We start from the raw sequence: 25,397 nt of genomic DNA on the forward strand, positions 1-25,397 counted from the left end.
CGACTCGGCAAGGACAAGCGGGCAGTGCTTTACCGCAATGGTAAGAGCTGTCTACTGTTCTTCTAAATCATTTCGTCTGCAACTTGTACCCTAGTTTAGTATGGAATCAATTAAGTACTCGGGATAGAAATTCTTTGGTCCGTTGTTCTTTCGGATGAATAAAGATCTCTTCCGGCGTCCCTTCTTCGGCAATCACGCCTTTATCCATGAAGATCACCCGATCAGAGACTTCTTTAGCAAAGCCCATTTCATGGGTCACGATGACCATGGTCAATCCTGTGTGGGCCAACGCATTCATGGTTTTTAAAACTTCTCCCACCATCTCTGGATCCAAGGCGGAGGTCGGTTCATCGAATAACATCACGTCAGGATCCATTGACAATGCTCGAGCGATAGCTACCCGTTGTTTCTGACCACCAGATAACTGGGCTGGTTTCGCTTTGACGTAGCGGCTCATACCGACTTTTTCCAAATTCTCCCGAGCGATTTCTTCTGCTTCGGCGCGATTTCTTTTTAGAACAGTAACTTGGCCCGTGACACAATTTTCCAAAACATCCATATTATTGAACAGGTTGAAGGACTGGAAGACCATGCCTAGATGTGTCCGGTATTTTGGTAGGCTATAGCCTTTTTCTAACACATTTTCGCCCATATAGATAATTTTTCCACTGGTTGGTTTTTCTAAGAGATTGATACAGCGAAGCAATGTGGATTTCCCTGAACCGGAGGAGCCGATAATCGTTACGACTTCACCTTTATTGACCGAAAGACTAATGTCTTTCAAAACGACATTGTCGCCAAAACTTTTCTTTAAATGATCGATTTCGATAATTGCTGACATTTGTCTTCCTCCTTAATCTGGGTTGATATCTTCTAGTTTGACGTAGGAACTAGGGCCATCCATTTTGCGTTCGACAAGGCGTAAAATCTGGGTGGCAGAGACTGTCAAGACAAGATAGATCGCACCGATGATCGCAAATGTTTGGAAGTATTGATAGTTGGTTCCGGCAGCCGATGTTCCTTGGAAGAAAAGATCGGCAACACTGATTACGCTCAACACGGCAGTGTCTTTGATATTGATGATGATTTCATTACCAGTGGCAGGTAAGATATTGCGCATCACTTGCGGCAAGACCACTTTGAACATCGTTTGCCAGTGGGTCATTCCGATTGCTTGTGCGGCTTCAAATTGGCCTTCATCTACTGCAAAGATCCCACCACGGACGATTTCAGACATATAGGCACCGGTATTGATGGAAACGATCAACAATGCCGCAACCGTTCGATTCATGGAAACACCAAACGCTAATGCGGTTCCGTAAAAGATAACCATAGCTTGCACCATCATTGGTGTGCCCCGGAAAACTTCGATATAGATCGTCAATAAGGCGTTGACCAACTTTTGGAAGAAACGGCTGACTGGATTTTCAGCAGCTGGCAATGTCCGAAAGACACCGACTAATAGACCAATCAACAAACCGACAACTGTAGAAACGATGGCGATGAAGAGTGTCAGTCCTGCCCCTCGTAAAAACAGCGAGCCATAGTCATCGATGATTTTTTTGAAATCAGCTAACAGACCTTGTTTCGCGGATTCTCCAGTGGTATCCGCCGGCTGGTCCGCAATGGCTGCATCCATCAATTTGGTTCGTTCCTCTTGAGGGATTCCTGCCAAAATTTGATTGACCTTTTGAACATCCGGATCTCCTTTGCGCATACCCACGGCAACTTGAACATCCTCTGGATTGGTTTCGAATCCTTGTCCTTTGTCAAATTCGATCATTTTCAAATCGGGATTGGCTCCTGTGGCAGTCACACCTTCAGGACGTTCGCTGACATACCCGTCAATGATGCCAGAAGCTAAAGCGACCCGCATGGAAGAGAAATCTTTCATGGCTTGTTCTTTTTGTACCTCAGGGATCTGATCGATCACCGTGTAATGGAACGTGTTTAATTGGGCGGTGATTTTTGCACCGGTCAAATCAGCCAAGCTTTTGGCATTCGCATATTTGCCATCTTTTTGAACAACAACAACTAAGTTCGATTCATAGTAAGGATCGGTAAAATCAATTTGTTCCCGCCGTTCGGCTGTAGGGGACATCCCAGCGATGACCGCATCGATGGTTCCTGATTGCAAGGCAGGCGCTAGGCCGTCCCATTGCGTTTTGACGATCACTAATTCTTTGCCCAGACCTTCAGCGATTTTCTTAGCGATTTGAACGTCATAACCGCCGGCATAGGCAGAACCTTTTTCACCGGAAATCGGCACTGCTCCGTGAGCATCGGAAGTTTGTGTCCAGTTGAAAGGGGCATATCCCGCTTCCATCCCAACTCGAAACTGATCTGCTGGGGTCTGATCATCTGCCAAAGCAGGAAGTGATACACTGACAACAGTGAAACAGAGGGCTAAAACGGCCCAAAACCAATTCATTTTCTTCATTTTCTCTTTCCTTTCACGAGTGGCACCACAGACAGGCAAAGGTAACAAAAAACAGCCGTACTCCATGATTGGAAAACGGCTGTTGACAATTTTTCGTCGACAAACCTTTCACAAAACATAGCGCAACTTAGCCAAGCTAAGACAGTACGCAAGTTGTTCACTTGCGTCCCAACAAAATGCTTCAAGCAAGAATCATTTTGTTTCGGCGATGTTCCCTAGCACTGCTTTTAACGTGTTGCTCCACTCAGCAGGATTAATGAACCTCGCGACCTCTACCTAAATGTTAAAGGATACTCGTATTTGATTATGATTACTGAATACTTATTCGAGTGTAGAAGAAAAAGGGGGATTTGTCAATTCTTTTCAACAAAAAAAGCAGCCTCTTTTCTTTGGAAAAGGGAACTGCTTTTCTTTCGGCTACTTTAAGCCACTTTAGCTTTTGGTTCACGACCTAAAACAGCTTGAATAACTGTTAGACCTACTAATAAACCTAGTGCTAGATAAATGAGACTTGAGTATTGTGTAACGCCCCAGTCTTGACCTAATGTACGATAAACCACTAGAACGATTGCTTGAATGATTGCTGTGATGACATTTAAGAAAGCGAACGCCCATAGATTTCCATTTTCTTTACGTGACAAGTAGAAAATAGAGAAGTACAAGCTAACGGCCAACCAACCGAAACTGATGATGATCATTGCCCAATAAATAATAGATGCTACCAATGTATTTCACCTCACTTTGATTCGAGAATAGTTTACCACGTTTTTTGTAGAATGTCATGAAAGAATGAATGAAATCAGTTGAAAATTACAAATGGGCCTTTCCTTTTCACAAAAGGATTCTTCAGAAAAGGTTTGTGAAAAAAATAGGATGAATGGTTATAAAAAAAAGTGAAATTAGGTATACTAAATTAGGTATACTATAAACAGTAGAATAAGCGCGGAAGGAGTTCAGCAGAATGTTAGTGTCGATTGAAACAGCGGTCGCAAGGATCCAAGCTGCCGAGTCCATTACTTTTTTGACCGGAGCAGGGGTTTCCACACCTTCTGGTATCCCGGATTACCGCTCATTAAAAGGAATCTATCAAGGGATTGAAGCACCGGAATATTTATTGAGTCATACTTGTATGGTCAGAGAGCCGGAAAAATTTTACCAGTTTGTCAAACATCTCTACCATCCAGAGGCAGCACCTAACGTGATTCATCGGACAATGGCCGCACTCGCTCAGGATCGGCAGGTTTGGGTGGTTTCGCAAAATATCGATGGCCTCCATCAACAGGCAGGGAGCAAGCAACGCATTGATTTTCATGGCAACCTTTACCAGTGTTATTGCCGCCAATGTGGCGCAGCAGTTCCTTGGCAAGACTATTTGAAAGACTGGCACCATGTCGATTGTGGCGGACAGATTCGTCCAGCGATCGTCTTGTATGAAGAAGGATTCAGTGAAGATACCATCAGTGGAGCGATCGAAGCTGTTGCCAATGCCCAACTAGTCGTTGTGGTAGGTACATCCCTGCAAGTCTATCCTTTTGCTGGTTTATTGCAGTATCAAGATAGCCAAAATTGCTTGATCATCAACCAAACCATGCTTGAACAACAAAGGATTCCGCAAGTTTTAGCAAGTGGCGAGTCTGTTTTTACAAAACTCGCCCATTGAGCATCAGAAATGAAAGAATATGGAGGCATAAGATGACAGAACGTACAGAAAAAGAAAAAATGATTGCTGGTGAATTATATTTTTCACCAGATCCAGAATTAGTCGCCGATCGCAAATTTGCCAGAGAGCAAATGCACTTGATCAATCGGGAAACCGATGAGGTGATCAAAGAACAGCTACTAAAAGAAACGTTTGGCCAAGTAGCGGGGCGTATTTATATCGAACCAAATGTGCGGTTCGATTACGGATATAATATTTCCGTTGGCAAGAATTTTTACGCCAATTATGATTGCACCTTTTTAGATGTTTGTCCGATCACATTTGGCGATAACTGTATGCTAGCCCCCAATGTTCGTCTCTTTACTGCGTCTCATCCATTGCATCCAGTCAAGCGCAATAGCGGTCTTGAGTACGGGGCGCCGATCACGATTGGCGACAATGTGTGGATCGGCGGCAGTGCAGTCATCCTTCCCGGTGTTCGTTTAGGAAACAACGTAGTCGTTGGTGCTGGCAGTGTTGTTACGAAATCATTTCCTGACAATGTAGTGATCGCTGGAAATCCCGCTCGGATCATTAAAACCATTGATGTGGGCGAAACCAGTGAATCAGGTTCACAGTCAGTGACTGCTGATCCAACAGTAGAAATCGCTGCCATCGATCAGCAGCGGGCAACCATCGATGCGATCGATCGGGAACTCACCGAATTATTAGAAAAACGCATGACTGCAGTCAGTGAAATCCTGCAATGGAAAAAACAGGAACAGACAGCGGTTTTAGATGAATCACGAGAAGAAGCGGTTTTGAACAATGTTCGCCAGTCCGTTTCCAACAAAGCATTTGAAGAAACAATCGTCGCAACCTTTGAGTCGATCATGGAACATTCTCGCACTTATCAAAAGAATCAATTGGAGGGATAAGGATGGATGGAGCAACACGTCGGGAAGCAATTATCAAAGAATTACAGACCGCCGAGAAGCCAATCAGTGCCAGTAAATTAGCGGCAGGATTAGGGGTTAGCCGTCAAATCATCGTTGGCGATATTGCCCTTCTGCGGGCAGCAGGTGAGGACATCGTAGCTACCGCTCGCGGGTATCGCTTAGAAGCAAGTGAGACAGGTCATGTCAGTAAACTTGCCGTACAACACCGGCCGGAACAAACCGAAGAAGAACTGCTGACCTTTGTGTCTTGCGGAATCGAAGTCATTGATGTGATCGTTGAACATGAAATTTATGGAGAATTAACCGGAAATCTGCGAATCAAAACAGAACAGGATGTGGCTGATTTTATGCGGAAATACCAGCATTCACAAGCCCGCCTGCTTTCTGATTTGACCAATGGGATCCATCTCCATACATTACGCTACCAAGAAGCAGAAGATTTAGAGCAAGCCAAGCGATTGTTGGCGGACAAAGGAATCTTATACCAAAATTAAAGGAGCCGCAGATGCAAGATATTCTGATTATCGTTGATTTGCAAAAAGGTGTCTGTTCGACTAACGGCACTAAACTGGACCATCTCGATTCACTGCTGACATTTGCGAATCAGCGGATCCAAACTTACCGTCATGCGCAACGCCCCATTCTATTTGCCCAGCATGAGGAGGAAGAACTCGGCTATCAAACAGACGAGTGGCTCCTACATCCGGACCTAGCTGTGCAAGCAACCGACTTGTTTTTGCGCAAAACACATGCGAATAGTTTTTTTCATACCTCGCTACAGTCTTTGTTGACACAGCATCATGTTGGCAGCATCGAATGGATCGGTGCGCAAACTGAATTTTGTATGGATGGTTCCATCAAATTTGCCCACGGATTAGGGTATCAGAATGTTTTGTATCAGCAGGCAACCACCACCTATGCTTCCAAAGGCTGGTCAGCTGCTGAGATCATTCACTGGTATGAGGAAATTTGGCAAGATCGCTATGCCCAGATTTTCCCATTGCCGAAAAATTCTGAAAAAAAATAGTTTTCTGATTGACAAGGCCCTTTTTTTCCGGTAAAGTACATTTCAACAAGAATAACTATCTGTTGATAAGGAAAGTAACCGTGGATACTTTAAAGAGAGACTCTGGTTGGTGGAAAGAGTTAAGTTTGAAACGATGAAAAATGGCCTTGGAGGATTGATTGTCGATAAGTAGGCAATCACGGAAGCTGCTCTACCGTTAAAAGGAGCACCAATCTCTTGATAGGATTTTCTTGATAGACGTTGGGGTGAGGGAAGGGAAACCTTCTGAACAAAAGGTGGTAACACGAGTGATCGTCCTTTTATCAGCAGATGCTGGTAAAAGGGCTTTTTTTGTTTTCAACGAGTAGTGAACACAAAAAGCGACAAAAAAATAGAGTCAACACGATGAATTGGTAAGTACAAAAGGAATGTTCCTAGACAGAGAGCTTCGGTAGCTGAAAAGAAGCAGGAAACAAATTTTGGAAAATGGCCAAGGAGTGATTCGTCCCGAGCAATCATGCAAGGCGGCGACGGCAGCATCCGTTATCTTGCTAGAGTATGATCGTACTTGAAGAGGAGCTATATGCGAGTATAGCTTAAACTGAGGTGGTAACACGCAAAAAGGCGTCCTCAAGCAAACCAATCATGGTTCGCTTGAGGACGCCTTTTTGCTGCGAATCACTGCGATTGGGCTTCGCCCAGAGCAGATGATGAGCAGTAGTAGGCGACCGGAGGGAGCGTAGTAACCCCACCCTGAATCACTGCGACTGGCATGCGTAGCATGACATGCAAGTTCTTCTCAGCGTCAGCTTAGAAGCAACTGTAGGCGAAGCGTAGAGTAGACGAGCAGATGATGAGCAGTAGTAGGTGACCGTGAGGGAGCGTAGTAACCCCACCCTGAATCACTGCGATTGGGCGAAGCCCATGCAAGTTCTTCGCTTAGAAGCAACTGTAGGCGAAGCGAGTAGACAAGCAGATGATGAATAGTGGCTCTACAAGGTAACGTCATTACTCAAACTCGAATCACGAAATAATCGGTAATACAAAAAGGAGGAAAAAAATGATTTCATTAAAGGATATAACGGTGACCTTCACACAACCAAACAAGGAAACGGTCCAAGCGGTGAAAAATGTGTCATTAGAAGTGGATAAAGGCGATGTTTATGGGATCGTCGGCTACTCCGGTGCTGGGAAAAGTACCTTGGTACGGGTGATCAATTTATTGCAACGACCAACCTCAGGGAGCGTCGTAGTCAACCAGACGGAATTGACGGCATTACCGGCGAAAGCATTAAGAGAAAAAAGGAAAACGATTGGGATGATCTTTCAGCATTTCAATTTGATGGACAGTCGGAATGTCTTTGACAACGTGGATTTTTCCTTGAAATATGCAGGAATTTCCAAACAGGAACGTCGTCAAAAAGTGACGGAATTATTGTCATTGGTTGGATTGGAAGAAAAAGCACAGTCGTTTCCTAGTCAACTTTCAGGGGGACAAAAGCAGCGGGTGGCCATCGCACGAGCGTTAGCCAATGATCCAGAGATTTTGCTCTGTGACGAGGCCACCAGTGCCCTTGATCCCAAGACAACCTTACAAATATTGGCATTATTAAAAAAACTCAATCGCAAATTAGGGTTGACGATCGTGATCATCACTCACGAGATGCAAGTGGTGAAAGAAATCTGTAATAAAGTCGCTGTCATGGAAAATGGCGAGATCATTGAACAAGGAAAGAGCGTGCAAATCTTTAGCCAACCGACAAAATCGCTGACAAAAGACTTTATTCGGACGGCTACTCATATTGACCAAGCATTGGAAACGATTCTTGGCAGTGCGAAATTTTCTTCACTGGCGAAAAACGAATGGCTGGTGGAATTGTCCTATGTTGGGGACCAGACCAATGAACCATTGATCGCTCAACTGTATAGCCGCTATCAAGTAACGACAAATATTCTCTACGGAAATGTAGAAATTTTACAAGATGTTCCTATCGGCAGCTTGATCGTCAGCCTGTCAGGGGAATATGGGCAACGCAAACGGGCATTAGATTTTCTCGCTGAACAAGGGGTTTACACCAATATCATTAAAGAAAATCACGCAGAACCTTTGAATAATGTGATTGAAGGAGGATTTTAGATGGGTACTTTTTTTGAACGGTATTTTCCAAATGTCGTTGCGCTCTCAGACGAATTTGTAGCAGCAACGATCCAAACCTTATACATGACCTTTTGGACAGCACTGATTGCAGGGATTTTAGGAATCATTCTGGGAATTGTTCTGGTTGTGACTCGACCAGGAGGTATCCTAGAAAGCCGTGGATTGTTTGAGCTGTTGGATAAAATCATCAATATCGTACGTTCGATCCCTTTCATTATTCTATTGGCTTTATTGGGAACCACGACTCGCTTGATCGTAGGAACGACGATAGGAGAAACAGCTGCTTTGGTACCATTGATTGCAGGAATCATTCCTTTCTTTGCTCGTCAAATCGAAATTGCTCTATTAGAAGTTGATCCCGGGGTCATTGAAGCGGCAGAAGCAATGGGAACCAGTCCACTGGGAATTATTGTGCGAGTCTATTTACCGGAAGGATTGGCAGGAATCATTCGCGTGTCGGCTTTAACGATTATCAATGTGATTGGATTGACCGCCATGGCTGGGGCAGTTGGTGCCGGCGGGCTAGGAAATTTGGCCATTACCCGCGGCTATAATCGATTCCAAAATGATGTGACCATCATGGCGACACTGATTATTTTAGTCTTGGTGTTTTTCAGTCAATTTGTCAGTAACCTGTTAGTAAAAAAAGTTAGCCATTAAAAAGGTGCAAAAAAAGTGAAAACTATTGGAGGAAGAAAATGAAAAAATTACTTAAAGCAATCGTTGTTGGAGCGGCATTATTATTTATTACTGGGTGCAGCAATAGCGCTGCTAATACGAAAGAAGAAGTAACCGTCAAACTTGGATTGATCGGTGCCGACACAGATGTTTGGGATGATGTCAAAGATCGGTTGAAAGAGGAAGGCATCAATTTAGAATATGTCCAGTTTTCTGATTACAATCAGCCGAATGCGGCGTTGGCAGATGGTTCCATTGACTTGAATTCTTTTCAACATCAGTTCTTTTTGGATAATTACAATAAAGAATTCGGCACGGATCTTGTCTCTATCGGTAATACAGTCAATGCCCCACTGGGAATTTATTCAGATAAAGTAAAAGACGTTAGTGAGCTAAAAGAGGGTGCGAAAGTGGCGATTCCAAATGATGTCACCAATGGCGGCCGTGCATTATTATTGTTGCAAAGCGCTGGCTTGATCAAAGTCGATGAAGCAGCAGGACAGACACCAACGGTTTCAGATATTACGGAAAATAAACAAAACTTGAACATCACTGAGTTGGATGCGGCTCAAACAGCCCGCGCATTATCAGATGTTGATATTTCCGTCATTAATAGCGGCATGGCTGTGGATGCTGGATTTGTTCCAAAAGAAGATGCAATTTTCTTAGAGCCTGTCGATGAGACTGCGCGTCCGTATGTCAATATCATCGCTGCCCGCAAAGAAGACCAAGACAACGAAGTGTATCAAAAAGTTGTTGCTGCTTACCAAACAGATGAAACAAAGAAAGTTATCGAAGAAACGTCGAAAGGTTCGAGTGTTCCTGCCTGGGAAACATTTGGCGCAAAGTAAAGCAGGGGATCACAAGAATCGCTGCCTTTTCTTTTAAAGAAGAAACGAAAAAAACGGAATTATTTCTATTCACTTAGACGAGGAGAGAAAAAATATATGACAACGACTGTAAAAACTTCCATTAAAGAATTTATCGCACAACGCTTACCGGAATACCAAGAACTTGCATTAGATATCCACGAGCATCCAGAAGTCAGTAACTATGAGTTTTATTCAGCTGATGCGCTGATTGCCCAATTAGAAAAAGAAGGGTTCACCGTGAAAAAAGATGTAGCTGGCCATCGCACCGGCTTCGATGCTCGCTATCAAAGCGGCAAGCCTGGCCCAACATTAGCCTTTTTGGCAGAATATGACGCACTACCCGGGATCGGTCACGCCTGTGGCCACAATCTCTTTGGCACCTATTCGGTTTTGGCAGCAAGTGCATTGCAACCTTATGTCGATGAATTAGGCGGAGAAATCCGCGTATATGGGACTCCGGGTGAAGAAGGGGGCGAAAATGGTTCAGCGAAGGGCAGTTTCGTGCGAGAAGGCTTTTTTGAGGATGTCGATGCTGCATTGTGTGTCCATCCAGCTTATCGCTATGGCAAAACGACGGCATCTTTAGCCAATGATCCTGTCGATATCAAATTTTACGGTCGGGCATCCCATGCGGCAGCAGCTCCGGAAAAAGGCATCAATGCATTAGAAGCGTTGATCCAAGTCTTTAATGGCATCAACGGCTTGCGTCTTCATTTGCCGAAAGATGTCAACATTCACGGAGTGATCACTGATGGAGGGGTGGCAGCGAATGTTGTACCGGAATATGCCGCTGGTCGCTTTTATTTACGAGCAGCCAATCGAGGAACACTAAATGAAGTTTATGAAAAAGTAGAGAACATCGTTAAAGGTGCAGCGTTGGCAACCGGCGCAACATATGAATTTGGGCTCTTCCAAAATTCCGTCGACGATGTGATCGTAACCCCTAGTTTTGATGAACTTTTCTTTGCTCATGCCGAAGAAGCAGGGGTTCCTCAAGCTGAGATCGATGTGGAAGAAAAAGCAAGTTTAGGCTCTTCAGACGTAGGGAACGTCAGCCAAGTGATCCCTACGATCCAACCGACAGTCTCAATCTCAGATGAATACATTGCTGGTCACTCCGAAGAATTTAAAGCGGCTGCCCGCAGTACCAAAGGATTAAACTCGATTGCCGTTGCAGCAGAATTACTGGCACTGACCGCCATCGATCTTTATCAAAATCCGGAATTATTGACTCAAATCAAAGCGGATCACAAAGCCAGCTTGGCAAAGGGAAATTAATCCTAATGAATGACAACTAAAGCAAACAAGAGCGCATTCCCACTTGGGGGTGCGCTCTTGTTTGTTTTAGTTAATCAATCACTAAAATACCTTCTTTTAATGAGAACGGATTTTTTTCATTGATGTGGTCATAGAACATCACACCATTCAAATGGTCGATCTCATGCTGAACAACGATGGCAGGGTAGTTCTTCAAGCGAACTTTTTGCTTTTTGCCTTGCATATCATAGTAGCTGATCGTGATTCGGGCATGTCGTACGACATAACCAGGTACTTCTCGGTCCACAGACAGACAGCCTTCTCCATCACCTAAACAAGCCTCCTGTACTGAATGGCTAAGGATTTTTGGATTGTACAGCACATCTTTGAATTCAGGCTCTGGATTTTCAGGGTCGCTGCTAGGGACTAAAACAGCAGTGATTCTTTTGGAAATGTCTAGTTGAGGTGCCGCTAATCCAACACCGCCTCGCAAGTTCAGCTCTTCTGCTTTCACTGGATCTTGACTATTTTCCAGAAACTCCATCATGTCTTTTCCTAATTGAACATCCGTTTCACTTAATGGAAAGGGAACTTCTTTTGCTACTTCGCGCAAAGTCGGGTTACCTTCGCGGATAATATCATCCATTGTAATCATTGATGATGTGATTCCTCCTACTATGTAAAGATTCGCTCATTGACTCTTTATAAAGTGTACCACAACAAATGGCTGAACAGCATTAGAAAGTTTAAGGAGTAACCTTTTTTTAAAAAATAGCGTAGTTGTGAAACTATGTTTCTATTTATTAATATTATTCGTGAAATATAGTTGCAAAAAGGAAAAGACCATTGTATAATCGATCTATAGAAAACGGTACCAGAAAGGAGGAAACAAAATTGTTTGGGTTTTCAGTATTTATGAATACCGACTGGCGTGCGGCAGAGATTGCCACCATTGAAGAAATGGCCCTACAAGGTTTTACTGGCATATTTACTTCCATGCATATACCTGAAGAGGATGCGGCCAGTTATCGCCAACGCTTGACAATCCTTGGGGAAATAGCGAAAAAGAATCGGTTATCACTAATGGTGGATATTTCAGGAGAAGCACTGGCTAAAGCAGGGTTTTCCTATAATGAGTTAAATGAACTAACGGATCGGGGAGTTACTGGACTGCGAATGGATTACGCCATCGACAATCAGACCATCGCTCAGTTATCTCGTAAAATAACTATCAGTTTAAATGCGAGTACATTGACTGAAAAAGATATGAACGAGTTGAAGGCCTATCAGGCAGACTTTTCTAATCTAGAAGCTTGGCACAATTACTATCCGCGTCCGGAGACAGGATTAGACAAAGAATGGTTTCAGGCTAAAAATCAGTGGCTAAAACAACAAGGTTTTCTTGTTCAGGCCTTTGTTGCAGGAGATGCCAAGAAAAGAGGCCCTCTTTACCAAGGATTGCCGACATTGGAAGCCCATCGCGACCTGCCTCCTTTTGCGGCAGCGTTAGAATTGCTGAATGATTGTGCAGTGGATGCTGTTTACATTGGTGATGGGATCGTGAGTGCTGCTTCATTGAAGCAATTTGGTTCCTATCTAGCCGATCAGACGGTGCTTCTACGGACAAAGGACATTGGTTCTGCCTATTATTCCTACGTCCTAGGAGAGCATGAGAATCGGCAAGATGAAGCACGGGACGTGATCCGCAGTGGGAATGCCCGTTTTGCCGAAGTGCCGTTGATTTCTCCAGAACCTGCACAAACGCGTAGGATCGGAGCGGTGACAATCGACAATCAAGACTATTTACGCTATATGGGGGAAATCCAAATTTGTAAGCGAATCCTGCCGGCGGATGACAAAGTCAATGTTGCAGCACAAGTGATCGAAGAAGATTTGCCATTACTTCAACAAATCAAAGCAGGAATGCGATTCAAAATAGAAAGAGATGAATGAAATGACAAAGATAGATTTAGAAAATTTAGCGACCGAACGACGAAATACAGCCACGTTTGGTTTAGATGAAATGACGGTGGCAGAGGCCTGTCAGAAAATGAATGCCGAAGATCAGAAAGTCGCTGCTGTCGTTGCAAAGGAACTGCCCAGCATTGAAAAAGTGATTGAGCAAACGATTCAAGCCTTTAAAAAAGGTGGCCGCTTGATTTACATGGGTGCCGGTACCAGTGGACGACTAGGGGTTTTAGATGCTGCTGAATGTGTGCCTACCTTTGGCGTTTCTCCTGACATGGTGATTGGATTGATTGCTGGCGGTGAAGAAGCAATGACGGTAGCCGTCGAAGGAGCAGAAGATTCTGTTGCATTAGGCCGTCAAGATTTGATAGATCTGAAGTTGACGGCAAAGGATATGGTGATCGGCATCGCAGCCAGTGGTCGTACGCCTTATGTTATCGGCGGGCTAGATTACGCAAAGGAAATTGGTGCGACAACCGGAACGATCGCCTGCAACAAACAGGCAGAAATCTCAAAACATGCCAATTTCCCCATCGAGGTGGAATGCGGACCAGAATTTCTTACCGGATCGACACGATTAAAATCAGGGACTGCTCAAAAATTGATTTTGAACATGATTTCCACGATTTCGATGGTAGGGATCGGAAAAGTGTACAATAATTTAATGGTTGATGTTAAGCCAACGAATGATAAACTGGTTGAACGTGCGAAACGAATCATCATGCAAGCGACTGATGCAGATTATGCCACTGCGACAGCTTATTTTGAAAAAGCCGATCAGAACGTAAAACTAGCGATCGTTATGCTGCTTACCAATAGTGAAAAAGACGAAGCGGCTGCCAAGTTGGCTCAATCAGAGGGGTTTGTCAAAGGAACGTTAGAAGGTTAGGAGGAAAAGATCAATGGCAAAAGAAGAATTGACAGTTGAACAACTCGCAGAGAAAATATTTCAGGCATCCGGCGGCATCGAGAATGTTGCCTCTGTGACCCATTGTATGACGCGGGTTCGGATGACGGTCCGCGACCAGAGTAAGGTCAGCAAACAAGGGTTACAAGACATCCCTGGCGTCTTAGGGGTGGTGAACGATGAGCAGCTGCAAGTGATCATCGGTCCTGGGAAAGTCAACAAAGTAGCCAATGCCATGGCGGCACAAGCTGGTGTCGATTTAGGACAGGAAATTCCCTTAGCAGCTACCAGTGGCAAAGAGGCCGTCAATGCGAAAGCAGCTGAAATGAAAGCGGCTCAAAAAGCCAAACAAAAACAATCACCCATCAAGTCCGTATTGAAAGATATTTCAAATATTTTTGTCCCAATGATCCCAGCGTTTGTCGGTGCTGGTCTAGTCGCTGGTATTGCTTCTGTTATGACAAACATGATTACTGCCGGTATGATCAACGGCGACACCTGGAATTATTATGTCATGATTTTAAATATTTTGAAAAACGGGATGTTTTTTTATTTAGTGATCTTCACAGGTGTCAATGCCGCCCAAGTGTTCAAAGCAAATCCAACACTAGGTGGTGTCATCGGGTCGGTGGTCTTATTGACGGGAATGAATCCCGACGCCCCCATCACCAACCTTTTTACAGGAGATGCTCTGGCGGCTGGCCAAGGAGGGATCATCGGGGTGATCTTCGCAGTCTGGTTGCTGGCAAAACTGGAAACGGTTTTGCACCGAGTGATTCCAGAAGCCATTGATATCATCGTTACCCCAACCTTGTGTTTATTAGCCATCGGTTTGGCAGAGATCTTTTTGATCATGCCATTAGCTGGGTTTATTTCAGACAGTTTGGTTGGCTCAATCAATTGGGTATTGAATGTCGGCGGTGCTTTCTCTGGCTTTGTGTTAGGAGCCACCTTCTTACCAATGGTTATGTTCGGTCTTCATCAAATCTTGACTCCGATCCACATTCAAATGATCGAAGCAACTGGCAGCACCCAGTTATTGCCAATCTTAGCGATGGCTGGTGCTGGTCAAGTAGGGGCAGCATTCGCCCTTTGGATTCGCCTAAGAAAAGATAAAGAGCTTTCTGAAATGATCAAAGGCGCGTTACCAGTAGGAATTTTAGGTATTGGCGAACCATTGATCTACGGTGTTACATTGCCACTAGGTCGGCCATTCATTACGGCTTGTATCGGAGGCGGTATCGGTGGGGCAGTGATAGGTGCATTGTCGAATATCGGCGCTACCGCTATCGGCCCTTCTGGCGTCGCATTGATTCCGTTGATTGCCAACGGTCGCTGGTTAGGCTATATCTTTGGGTTGTTAGCTGGTTACGCAGGTGGTTTTGTGGCTACTTACTTCTTTGGGATTCCTAAAGACCGTTTAGCTGCTGTCAATGCTGTTGAAGAAGTGGCGGATGCACCAACTGCGGCTACGACACCAGTAACGGCTGCAGCACCTGAAACCATTGAACTATATGCGGTGGCTGAAGGAACAGTCCATGAAATCGCAGAATCAAGTGATCCCGTTTTTTCTCAAAAAATGATGGGTGACGGTTATTTTGTAGCCCCTGAAAATGGAAAAATCTTTGCGCCGGCAGCAGGGACTGTGACAACGATTTTCCCAACGAAACACGCTATCGGAATCACGACACCCAATGGGTTGGAAATTTTACTGCATATGGGAGTCGATACCGTTGAACTGCAAGGCAAGCCCTTTAAGATCCTCGTGAAGGAAGGGCAGCAAGTCACGGCCGCTACACAAATTGCTGAAGTTGATTTGGCAGAATTGGCAGCTCATAAGAAAGCAGCCGAGATGCTTGTGGTACTTACCAATATGGAAAAAGTGGACTCGGAAACAATGACGGCGAATGGGTCTGTGACAAGTGGAACTCCTGTGATGACCCTCCAAGTAAAATAAACGGCTCTATAAAAAAATGCCTAATAGCAACGATTTCTTCAATACCCGTATCCTTTAAAATGCTCACCGTTGACGACCTGTTAACGGAAGCTTAGAGGATGCGGGTTTTGTTGTCTCGCTTTAATCGGATAAGCGGTTCGTAACATTGCTTGAATATCTTTTAAATTTCTTAAGGAAGTTTCTTTTTACATTGCAGATAATTTACTGTTGTGTTACATTTGTGTTACAAAGGAAGACCGAGGAGGTAGAGAAATGAAAAAGAGTCTATGGTTTATGAGTTGCTTATTGCTTTTACCGATAACTGCCATTGCAGATGAGGCGACGGGAGCATCGGAAACGATTCAATCTACGCAATCAACGGAGGAAATCCTTTCAACAGAATCGACGGTTTCGAATACAGTGACAGCAACAGCTGATACTGTACAAAGTAGTGAAGTTGTGGAAACCCAGCCTGAGGACGTGGTAGAAGCCATTGTTGCTCAAACGGGTGTCCAAGCAAGTCCAACAGCTGAAACGATCACAGAACAAAGTGATCTGCGATCTGCTTTTACTAGAGGCATCACCGATGGGAGTGTTACTGCCTTTACACAAGCTGAATTAGACCAATTGACGGATCAGCAATTAAAGGATGCAGAAACATTGGCATTACGATACAGCCAGGATGTGATGGGGATGGACATCGGCTATTTTGCCCGGATTGTTCGCGCTCTCTTTATCGACCAGATCTTGTCTTGGGAGACGATTGAACCGCAGCTAGCCTTTGATCCCAGCAGCTATTCCTCTTTTGCAGCAATGATCCCAGACTTGGATCGATTGCAAACGTATTTGAAAGTTCTTTATCCAACAAATGGCATATATATTTCATTCGACCAGCCGGTTTCGGATGAATGGCTGACATCGATTTTGTCACACTTAGACCAAGAAGTAGCGGCAAGTGGTTCAGATACGTTGTTTCCTGGACGAATTGGCTGGATCATGTATGCGGTGAATCAAGGCCATTATTTACCTGCATCTTCAGAACCCACAGAGGGTACCATAGAGAGTACCACCGCTTCTGAAACGTCAGCACCTGCTACTGAAGAAACAACTACCTCCAGCAAAGCAGAGGTGGAGGGGGCAACTTCAGATAGTCGCGCATTACCAAAAACAGGCGAGACGGTCAGTTGGTTCTTGCCCGTCATCGGGGTGGTTTTGCTGGTGGCAGTAGGTTGGATCCTTTGGTCTAGAAAGAAAAAATAGTTGTTATTTAAATTTTGAAAAAAATATTGTGCAGTGGCTTCCTATCGCAGGAATGAGCCGCTGCTCTTTTTATTTTCAGAAAAAAAGAGAAAATGCTATTTTCAAGTAAAGGAAATCATCAAGCCAATTTGTTTTTAGTGAAGAAGGCGAATTTCATAAAAAAGTCCAATTTTTTTACTTGCATTCTATAGTGAGGGGTGTATAATGACACAGTGTCATATGACAACCTGTCATGATGAAAGTTGTCATTTATCGTTTGAACTGAAAGGAGAGATGACGATGCCGACAGATACGTTTTTCCACTTACCAATAGACAAGCAAAAACGCATTTTAAGCGCCGCTAAAAAAGAATTTTCTCGGGTGCCGCTGAAGGACGCTTCAATCGCCAATATCATCAAAGATGCGGAAATCCCTCGGGGAAGTTTTTATCAGTATTTTGAGAACAAGGAAGACTTGTACTACTATTATTTTCATACGTTGAAAAAAAACAGCCAACGAGATTTGATTCGGTCCATTCAACATGAAAAAGGTGATTTATTTGCTGGGTTTGAATGGTATTTTTCTCGGATGATCGAAGAAGTATTAGAAGGAAAAAATGCGAAATTCTATCGCAATCTCTTCATGAGTATGGATTACCGTTCTTTGCGTAAAGTCATGCCGGATATCCATAAAAAACCGTTATACGGCTCTCATCAAGAGCATCAAGAAGCAAGACAGAAGTGGGAAGAAGAATTTTTTGTTGAAATCGACAAAGACCTGTTACGGGTCAAGGATGATCATGAACTAAAAATGCTTGTTCAACTGCTGATGCACACGGTTTTTTCTACGATTGCCGAAGCCTATCGGGAATTAGCAGAGAATCCAGCCTATGATCCTTCGCTAGCGATGGCGGATTTCAATAACAAAATCAGCTGGCTAAGAGATGGCGCACAAAAAGAAAGAGGGGAAAAGAATGACAAAGTTGATTAAACGCGTATCGATCGTTTCGGCACTGATGGCCGTTGCTTTTATGATCGTACAAGTAGTGGCAGACCTCTACTTACCGACATTAACGTCGAATATCATTAATAATGGGGTGGCGACAGGCGACATTGATTATATCTGGCGCACCGGCTTTTTAATGATCGGATTTTCATTGATCAGTATCCTGGCGGCATTAGGAAATACTTTCTTTGCTACTAGGGAATCCCAAAAATTAGGACAAAAATTGCGGACAGATATTTATGAAAAAGTAGAAAACTTTTCTGCGCGCTCTTTTGATAAATTCGGTACCGCTTCTTTGATCACTCGGACGACCAATGACGTCAACCAAATTCAAATGGTGGCGCAAATGTTCTTACGAATGATGATCAATGCACCTATCACTTTGATCGGTGCGAGTTTCTTAGCTTATCAAAAAGATGCACAATTAACCAGAATTTTCCTAGTGGTCATTCCAATCATGATCGTTTTGGTTGGGGGAATCATGTATTTTGCTGTGCCACTCTTCAAGAGCATGCAAAAGAAAACCGACCGTTTGAACTTGGTCTTCCGTGAAGGATTGACCGGTGTGCGGGTCATTCGTGCTTTCGACAAGACCGGCTACGAAGCCAATCGTTTTGATGAAGCCAATAAGGACTACACCCACACAGCTATCAAAGTAAATACGATCGTAGCGCTAATGATGCCTTTGATGACATTGATCATGAGTGGTACCAATATCGCGATCACTTGGTTCGGCGGACATTATATTGCGGAAATGACATTGGAAGTTGGGAATTTGATCGCATTTATGACGTATGCTATGCAAATCTTGATTAGTTTCATGATGCTGTCGATGATCTTCGTGATGGTTCCAAGAGCCCAAGCCTCTGCGGATCGGATCAATGAAGTATTAGACGAAGAAGAAGAAATCGTCGATGATAAAGCACCAAAAACGATTCAATTGAAAGGCAATCAAGCAACTCTTGCGTTTGACCATGTCAACTATCGTTACCATGGCGCCGAAAAATTGGCCTTGGAAGACATTGATTTCCAAGCCAAATCCGGTGATTTCGTGGCAATCATTGGTGGGACAGGTTCTGGGAAGACGACATTGGTCAACTTATTACCCCGGCTCTATGATATTGAATCCGGAGCGATACGCATCAATGGTGTAAATATCGCTGAAGTAACGCAACACAATTTGCGGGATTCAGTCGGTTTTGTGCCCCAAAAAGCAGTCTTGTTTACCGGGACGATTCGTGAAAACATGAAATACGGCCGACCAGATGCGACAGATGAAGAAATTTGGAAAGCATTAGAAATCGCACAAGCCAAAGATTTTGTTGCGAATTTGAGTGAGGGATTGGACAGTCACGTGGAACAAGGTGGCGGCAATTTCTCTGGTGGTCAACGTCAACGGTTGGCTATTGCCCGGGCGTTAGTTAAACAAGCCGATGTGTATGTTTTTGATGATTCTTTCTCAGCACTGGACTTTAAGACCGATGCGCAGCTGCGGGCTGCATTGAAAAAAGACATGAAAGACAGCATTATGGTTGTTGTTGCCCAACGGGTAAGTACAGTCATGGATGCAGACACGATCCTTGTCCTTGATGAAGGACAGCTTGTAGGCAAAGGCACCCATGAAGAATTGATGGCTACAAACCAAACGTATCAAGAAATCGTATCATCTCAATTAAGAGAGGAGGATGTTGCATGAGTGAACGGAAAAACCAAGCACCCCGCGGTGGCGGACCGATGGGTGGTGGCCCAGGGCGCAACATCGGAGCGAAAGGACCAAAAGCAAAAAATTTCTGGGGAACGGTAAAACGACTGTTTGGGTATATGTCAAAACGTTCCATCGCGATCATTTCAGTCTTTGTTTTAGCGATCGCAGCCGTGATCTTCCAGATTCAAACCCCAAAGATTTTAGGGGAAGCAACGACGGAAATCTTTAAAGGTGTGATGGTGGGGGCACAGCAAATGAAAGCTGGGCAGACCGTCACTGAATTTCCAATCGATTTTGATAAAATCGGCAAAATCATTATGATTGCCATTGGCATGTATGTTATTTCTGCCGTCTTCAATTTTATGCAACAGTTCATTATGACCCGTGTATCTCAACGGACTGTTTATGAATTGCGTCGTGATTTAGAAGAAAAAATGAATCGGTTGCCAATCTCATACTATGATACCCATTCAAACGGGGACATTATGTCACGGGCAATCAATGATATGGATAATATTGCCAGCACACTCCAACAAAATTTGACCCAATTTATCACCAGTATTGTTACTTTAGTCGGTGTCTTGTGGATGATGCTGACAATCAGTTGGCAATTGACATTAGTGGCATTGGCAACAGTTCCACTAAGCTTGATCGTCGTGATGATCGTCGCACCAAAATCACAAAAATTCTTTGCTGCACAACAAAAGAGCTTAGGATTATTGAATAATCAGGTTGAAGAAACTTATGGCGGTCATACCGTTGTCAAAACCTTCAACCATGAAGCAGCCGATCAAAAAGTATTTGAAGAAGAAAATGATCGTCTGTACAGTGCAGGGTGGAAAGCGCAGTTCATTTCTGCCATCATTATGCCGTTGATGAACTTTATCAAGAACTTAGGCTACGTCTTTGTTGCCGTTCTTGGTGGGATCAAAGTAGCAAATGGGAACATGACATTGGGGGATGTACAAGCATTCTTGCAATACACGAACCAATTCTCACAACCAATCACGCAAATCGCTAGCTTATTGAATACGATCCAATCGACCGTCGCTTCTGCTGAACGGGTCTTTGAAGTCTTGGATGAAGAAGAAATGTCAGATGAACCTTCTGGATTACCAGTGGAAGAAAGTGACTATAAAGTTCGCTTTGACCATGTTCAATTCGGTTATACTCCAGACAACTTATTGATGACCGACTTTAATTTAGACGTCAAAGCCGGAGAAATGGTGGCCATTGTTGGACCTACCGGTGCTGGGAAGACGACGTTGATCAATTTGCTGGAACGTTTCTATGATGTTTCCGGCGGTAGCATTCGCTACGATGGCAAAGACACCAGAGACTTGACCCGAGACGAGTTGCGCAGCAATATCTCAATGGTTCTGCAAGATACCTGGTTATTTACAGGATCCATCTATGACAATATTCATTACGGCAATGACAAAGCGACGAAAGAACAAGTGATCGAAGCGGCTAAAGCGGCCCATGTCGACGACTTTGTGCGGAAATTGCCTGAAGGATATGATACAGTCCTTAATGAAGAAGCAAGCAATATTTCTCAAGGACAACGACAATTGATTACGATCGCTCGTGCTTTCTTAGCCGATCCAGACGTGCTGATCCTTGATGAAGCCACCTCAAGTGTGGACACACGGACAGAAATTTTGATTCAAAAAGCCATGAACAAATTGTTGGAAAATCGGACAAGCTTTGTCGTTGCTCACCGATTATCAACGATTCGGGATGCGGATAACATTATTGTGATGAATCACGGCTCGATTGTCGAAACCGGAAACCATGACACATTAATGGCAAAAAATGGTTTTTATGCCGACTTGTACAACAGCCAGTTCTCGGAAGATGCTGCCTAATAAAAACAATCGAAAATTGAGTTGATCTCTTAGAGAAGCCTCAGGCTTCTCTTTTTTGTGCTCAAAAATGAATATTTTGTTATAAAATAAATAAATATTGCATTTTACTCGCTAAAAATGTATATTAATACATAAATATTCAAAGGAGGTCATTGATCAATGAGCCAGTTGTTTCCAAACTATACGCGTTTACCGTTAGAAATCGCTGCTGGGAAAGGCAGCTATGTAACGGATACCCAAGGTCGAACGTATTTAGACTTTACAAGTGGGATCGGGGTCGTCAATCTTGGCTATGGCCAGCCGGATATCCAACAGGCCATGCAGCAGCAAGCAGAGAAGTTATGGCATGTTCCCAATCTCTATATCAATTCACTGCAAGAGACGGTCGCGGAAAAATTAGCCAAGGGGCAGTATCTGGCTTATTTCTGCAATAGTGGTGCAGAAGCAAATGAAGCCGCCTTAAAACTGGCCCGAAAAGCGACAGGACGAACCAAGATCCTCACTTTCTCCGGCTCTTTCCATGGCCGAACATTTGGTGCCATGACAGCAACAGCCCAAGAAAGCATTCATCAAGGTTTTGGTCCGTTAGTTCCAGATTTCGCGTATCTGCCTTTCAATGATCTTCCTCCGCTGCAAGCTGCGTTAGATGAAGAGACAGCAGCAGTGATGCTGGAACTGATTCAAGGAGAAGGTGGCGTGATTCCAGCGGAAAAAGAATGGGTCCAACAGGTGGCTGCATTATGCAAAAAAACAGGTGCACTGCTGATCGTGGATGAAATTCAAACAGGAATGGGGCGCACAGGGAGTTTTTATGCTTTTGAACAGTACGGAATTGAACCTGATATTTTTACGTTAGCCAAAGGATTGGGCAATGGGCTGCCTGTGGGGGCGATGCTTGGCAAAGCCACATTGCAGAAAGGCTTCGGACCGGGAAGTCACGGGTCGACGTTTGGCGGTAATTTGTTAGCCATGGCAGCAGCCAGTGCTGTCTGTACAGTGCTGTCCGATTCTGAGGTTCTCGCAAACGTTCATGCCCGACACCAGCAACTTATGACAGGTTTAACGGACTTGTCACAGATTGCAGCGATTCGGGGCTCTGGCCTCATGATTGGCTTAGAACTGAAGGATAGTGAGACCCTTCAGCAGACGATGACCGCATTGCGTCAAGAAGGGTTACTGGCATTAAGAGCCGGCAGCAAGGTTCTCCGTTTGCTGCCGCCGCTGACGATAACAGAAGCTGAAATGGCGGAAGGCCTGACGATTTTGCGCCGCGTAATCGGACAACTCTGACCAGCCGGCAATACGAGTAATTCAGGGATTGTTCCGCAATCAATCCAAGAACCAGCGAAATTCCTTGAAAAAACAGTAGCGAGGAAAATACCTAAAGGTTTTGAAACAGGAAGGATAGGAAAAAGGGGGTTAGAAAGTGAAAGCAGCCATCGTCGGAGTTACCGGCTATACCGGGTTGGAATTGCTTCGGTTGATTCAATTGCATCCGGTTTTGGAAATAGGAACACTTCACAGTCATTCGTGTCATGAAAATTCAGCTGCTGTTTATCCCCATCTGCAGCAGCTGATCGATCAGCCTATTTCTGCGTTTGATCCGCAGCAGATCATGGCAGAAAATGAGTTGGTCTTTTTTGCAACACCAGCGGGGATCAGTAAAGAACTGGTCTCCTCATTTGTCGAACACGATTTTCCTGTAGTCGATCTATCAGGAGACCTCCGGTTGAAAGAGGGACAGATGTATCAGCAATGGTATCAGCAGCCGCCAGCGGCAGATCACTTGTTGCAGGCAGCAACTTATGCTTTGCCGGAGTTTCAGAGGGCGCAAGGAAATCTCATCGCCAATCCCGGCTGCTATGCCACTGCGGCAATTTTAGCGGCGGCACCTTTAGTCAGAAGCAAATGGTTGGCAAGTATTCCTATTTTTGACGGCAAATCCGGACTTTCCGGTGCGGGGAAAAAATTAACCGAAACCAGTCATTTTGTGACGATTTCAGAAAATATGCGGACATATAAATTGAATCAGCATCAGCATATCCCGGAGATTCTGCAACAGTTCCAACTATGGGATCCAGAATTAACCGCTATCCAATTTTCCACCAGCTTGATTCCTGTCAAACGGGGGATCATGATGACACTCTATGTGCCGGTAGCGCCAGAAAGAACCGCGGAAGACATTTATCACAGGTACCAAGAAGAATATCAAGGGCAACCCTTTATTCGCCTGCAGCCATTAGGGGAATTACCGGAACTGCGGCAAGTCTTAGGGACCAACTTTTGTGATATCGGGTTGGCTTTAAATCCCACAACCCATATCGTGACAGTCATTGCCGTGATCGATAATTTAGTAAAAGGAGCTGCTGGACAAGCAATCCAGAACGTTAATAAATGGGCTGGGTTGGAGGAAACCGCTGGATTACGACAAATCCCTTGGTATCCGTGATGCTAGTTAGGCAGCCCATTCGTTTAGAAAAAGGAGCGTAAGATATGAAAGAAATCACAGGTACCATTGCTTCCCCAAAAGGGTTTTATGCAGATGGCATTCATTGCGGGTTGAAAAAAAGAAAAGCCGATCTTGGCTGGTTGTTCTCTGATGTTCCGGCAAGTGCCGCCGCCGTTTTTACAACCAATCAAGTACAAGCGGCCCCTGTACTCGTCACAAGAGAACAGTTGAAAACAGGAACGCTGCGGGGAGTGATCGTCAATTCGGGCAATGCCAATGCTTGTACAGGTCATCAAGGAATCGCCGATGCCCGAGAGATGATCGCATTGGCTGCAGCACAAGCTGGTGTTGCCCAAGATGAGGTAGCTGTGGCATCTACGGGCATCATTGGTCGCCCGTTACCGATGGCGACGATTGCCGCAGGCATCAGTCAACTAAGCCCTTCAGGGAATCCGGCTGGCTTTCAGAAAGCCATTTTAACAACGGATCTTGTTGAGAAAAATCAAGTGCTCCAGATGGAAATTGCTGGCCATACCGTCACGATGGCAGGCTGCGCCAAAGGCTCGGGTATGATTCATCCAAACATGGCAACCATGTTAGCCTTCGTGACCACCGATGCCAATATTGCACCAGCGCTTTTACAGCAGTTGCTGCGGGACATCACGGAAGTCACCTTTAATCAAATCACAGTAGATGGCGATACTTCTACGAATGATATGGTCTTGGTACTGGCAAATGGACAAGCTGGCAACCCACCGATCGAAGAAAATACCTTTGCTTATAAGCAATTTCAAAAAATGCTCCGGACACTATTAACCACATTAGCCAAAGCCATTGCCCAAGACGGCGAAGGAGCGACAAAACTGATCGAAGCCGAAACCATTGGGGCAACCACCGATTTAGCAGCTCGCATGATCAGCAAAACGATCGTGGGTTCCCCTCTCGTGAAAACAGCGATCTATGGCAAAGATCCCAATTGGGGGCGAATCCTTTGTGCGATCGGGTATAGCGGCCAGCGGATCGATCCTGCCACTGTCGTGATCGAATTAGCAGCGATCCCGGTTTTTGCTCAAGGGTTGCCGATTGAATATGATGAAAGGTTGATGGAAGAACGCTTGACAGCCTCCGAAGTGAAAATCAATGTCACCATGCAAGAAGGAGCAGGCAGCGGGAAAGCGTGGGGCTGCGATCTTACCTATGATTATGTCAAAATCAATGCCCTGTACCATACGTAATACCGACGCAAGTTCATTCCAACACCAGCAATTATTGCCAGTTGAAGATCAGGAAAAATGAAGATTCATATAGGAG

At 44.5% G+C, this 25,397-nt stretch carries 22 protein-coding genes, 1 riboswitch and 2 other annotated features; of the genes, 18 read left to right on the top strand and 4 right to left on the bottom strand.

The features are described 5' to 3' along the window. Positions 1-106 precede the first annotated feature (106 nt). The 3 genes from Q0A12_RS15515 to Q0A12_RS15525 form a co-directional block, all read right to left on the bottom strand. Positions 107-841 carry an amino acid ABC transporter ATP-binding protein gene (locus tag Q0A12_RS15515; protein WP_291293532.1) on the bottom strand — a complete coding sequence of 245 codons (735 nt, stop codon included), beginning with the start codon at positions 839-841 and terminating at the stop codon, positions 107-109. 12 nt (positions 842-853) lie between these two features. Next, positions 854-2,440, bottom strand: coding sequence for an ABC transporter permease subunit (locus Q0A12_RS15520; protein ID WP_291293533.1), 1,587 nt, complete (start codon positions 2,438-2,440; stop codon positions 854-856). Between the two features lie 110 nt (positions 2,441-2,550). Next, positions 2,551-2,723: riboswitch (Lysine riboswitch) on the bottom strand. 139 nt (positions 2,724-2,862) lie between these two features. Further along, the gene (locus Q0A12_RS15525) at positions 2,863-3,165 is read right to left on the bottom strand and encodes a hypothetical protein (protein WP_291293534.1); all 303 of its coding nucleotides are present in this window, start codon (positions 3,163-3,165) and stop codon (positions 2,863-2,865) included. A 236-nt stretch (positions 3,166-3,401) separates the two neighbouring features. Between Q0A12_RS15525 and Q0A12_RS15530 the strand changes: the two genes are divergently transcribed. The 8 genes from Q0A12_RS15530 (at position 3,402) to Q0A12_RS15565 (ending at position 11,030) form a co-directional block, all read left to right on the top strand. After that, complete coding sequence (locus tag Q0A12_RS15530; RefSeq protein ID WP_291293535.1) at positions 3,402-4,100, top strand: NAD-dependent protein deacylase; 699 nt, start codon at positions 3,402-3,404, stop codon at positions 4,098-4,100. 32 nt (positions 4,101-4,132) lie between these two features. Then, positions 4,133-5,017 (top strand): chorismate mutase, encoded by an 885-nt coding sequence (locus tag Q0A12_RS15535; protein WP_291293536.1) that lies wholly within the window; start codon positions 4,133-4,135, stop codon positions 5,015-5,017. 2 nt (positions 5,018-5,019) lie between these two features. After that, the gene (locus tag Q0A12_RS15540) at positions 5,020-5,532 is read left to right on the top strand and encodes a transcription repressor NadR (protein WP_291293537.1); all 513 of its coding nucleotides are present in this window, start codon (positions 5,020-5,022) and stop codon (positions 5,530-5,532) included. A gap of 11 nt (positions 5,533-5,543) precedes the next feature. Further along, positions 5,544-6,065, top strand: a complete 522-nt coding sequence (locus Q0A12_RS15545) for an isochorismatase family protein (RefSeq protein ID WP_291293538.1) — start codon at positions 5,544-5,546, stop codon at positions 6,063-6,065. A gap of 53 nt (positions 6,066-6,118) precedes the next feature. After that, positions 6,119-6,367 (top strand) — a binding site (T-box leader). 73 nt (positions 6,368-6,440) lie between these two features. Beyond that, positions 6,441-6,679: a binding site (T-box leader), on the top strand. A 425-nt stretch (positions 6,680-7,104) separates the two neighbouring features. Beyond that, positions 7,105-8,181 (top strand): methionine ABC transporter ATP-binding protein, encoded by a 1,077-nt coding sequence (locus tag Q0A12_RS15550; protein ID WP_291293539.1) that lies wholly within the window; start codon positions 7,105-7,107, stop codon positions 8,179-8,181. Next, complete coding sequence (locus tag Q0A12_RS15555) at positions 8,182-8,862, top strand: methionine ABC transporter permease (protein WP_291293540.1); 681 nt, start codon at positions 8,182-8,184, stop codon at positions 8,860-8,862. It abuts the gene before it with no gap. A 38-nt stretch (positions 8,863-8,900) separates the two neighbouring features. After that, positions 8,901-9,731 (top strand): MetQ/NlpA family ABC transporter substrate-binding protein, encoded by an 831-nt coding sequence (locus Q0A12_RS15560; protein ID WP_291293541.1) that lies wholly within the window; start codon positions 8,901-8,903, stop codon positions 9,729-9,731. A 96-nt stretch (positions 9,732-9,827) separates the two neighbouring features. Further along, a complete protein-coding gene (locus Q0A12_RS15565; RefSeq protein WP_291293542.1) occupies positions 9,828-11,030 on the top strand; it encodes a M20 family metallopeptidase in 1,203 nt (400 codons plus the stop codon). A 70-nt stretch (positions 11,031-11,100) separates the two neighbouring features. Here Q0A12_RS15565 and def read toward each other — a convergent pair whose 3' ends face one another. Next, positions 11,101-11,664 carry a peptide deformylase gene (gene def / locus Q0A12_RS15570; protein ID WP_291293543.1) on the bottom strand — a complete coding sequence of 188 codons (564 nt, stop codon included), beginning with the start codon at positions 11,662-11,664 and terminating at the stop codon, positions 11,101-11,103. Positions 11,665-11,903: 239 nt separating this feature from the next. On the opposite strand from def, the gene Q0A12_RS15575 reads away from it, so the two are divergent. The 10 genes from Q0A12_RS15575 (at position 11,904) to argJ (ending at position 25,321) form a co-directional block, all read left to right on the top strand. Then, complete coding sequence (locus Q0A12_RS15575) at positions 11,904-12,962, top strand: MupG family TIM beta-alpha barrel fold protein (protein WP_291293544.1); 1,059 nt, start codon at positions 11,904-11,906, stop codon at positions 12,960-12,962. 1 nt (position 12,963) lies between these two features. After that, positions 12,964-13,866, top strand: a complete 903-nt coding sequence (gene murQ / locus Q0A12_RS15580; protein ID WP_291293545.1) for an N-acetylmuramic acid 6-phosphate etherase — start codon at positions 12,964-12,966, stop codon at positions 13,864-13,866. 13 nt (positions 13,867-13,879) lie between these two features. After that, a complete protein-coding gene (locus Q0A12_RS15585; protein WP_291293546.1) occupies positions 13,880-15,841 on the top strand; it encodes a glucose PTS transporter subunit IIA in 1,962 nt (653 codons plus the stop codon). 252 nt (positions 15,842-16,093) lie between these two features. After that, entirely contained in the window at positions 16,094-17,080 is a 987-nt protein-coding gene (locus Q0A12_RS15590) for an LPXTG cell wall anchor domain-containing protein (protein ID WP_291293547.1), read from the top strand. Between the two features lie 279 nt (positions 17,081-17,359). Then, complete coding sequence (locus Q0A12_RS15595) at positions 17,360-18,049, top strand: TetR family transcriptional regulator (protein WP_291293570.1); 690 nt, start codon at positions 17,360-17,362, stop codon at positions 18,047-18,049. Continuing rightward, entirely contained in the window at positions 18,033-19,760 is a 1,728-nt protein-coding gene (locus tag Q0A12_RS15600; RefSeq protein WP_291293548.1) for an ABC transporter ATP-binding protein, read from the top strand. The genes Q0A12_RS15595 and Q0A12_RS15600 overlap by 17 nt, the downstream gene beginning before the upstream one ends. Next, positions 19,757-21,637, top strand: coding sequence for an ABC transporter ATP-binding protein (locus Q0A12_RS15605; RefSeq protein WP_291293549.1), 1,881 nt, complete (start codon positions 19,757-19,759; stop codon positions 21,635-21,637). The genes Q0A12_RS15600 and Q0A12_RS15605 overlap by 4 nt, the downstream gene beginning before the upstream one ends. A gap of 159 nt (positions 21,638-21,796) precedes the next feature. Beyond that, positions 21,797-22,927, top strand: a complete 1,131-nt coding sequence (locus Q0A12_RS15610; RefSeq protein WP_291293550.1) for an acetylornithine transaminase — start codon at positions 21,797-21,799, stop codon at positions 22,925-22,927. Positions 22,928-23,063: 136 nt separating this feature from the next. Then, entirely contained in the window at positions 23,064-24,086 is a 1,023-nt protein-coding gene (gene argC, locus Q0A12_RS15615) for an N-acetyl-gamma-glutamyl-phosphate reductase (protein ID WP_291293551.1), read from the top strand. Between the two features lie 44 nt (positions 24,087-24,130). Beyond that, positions 24,131-25,321 (top strand): bifunctional glutamate N-acetyltransferase/amino-acid acetyltransferase ArgJ, encoded by a 1,191-nt coding sequence (gene argJ, locus Q0A12_RS15620; protein WP_291293552.1) that lies wholly within the window; start codon positions 24,131-24,133, stop codon positions 25,319-25,321. Positions 25,322-25,397 lie beyond the last annotated feature (76 nt).

This window comes from Enterococcus sp. (genome assembly GCF_022711995.1).
In the GTDB taxonomy this organism is placed as follows: Bacteria; Bacillota; Bacilli; order Lactobacillales; family Enterococcaceae; genus Enterococcus_D.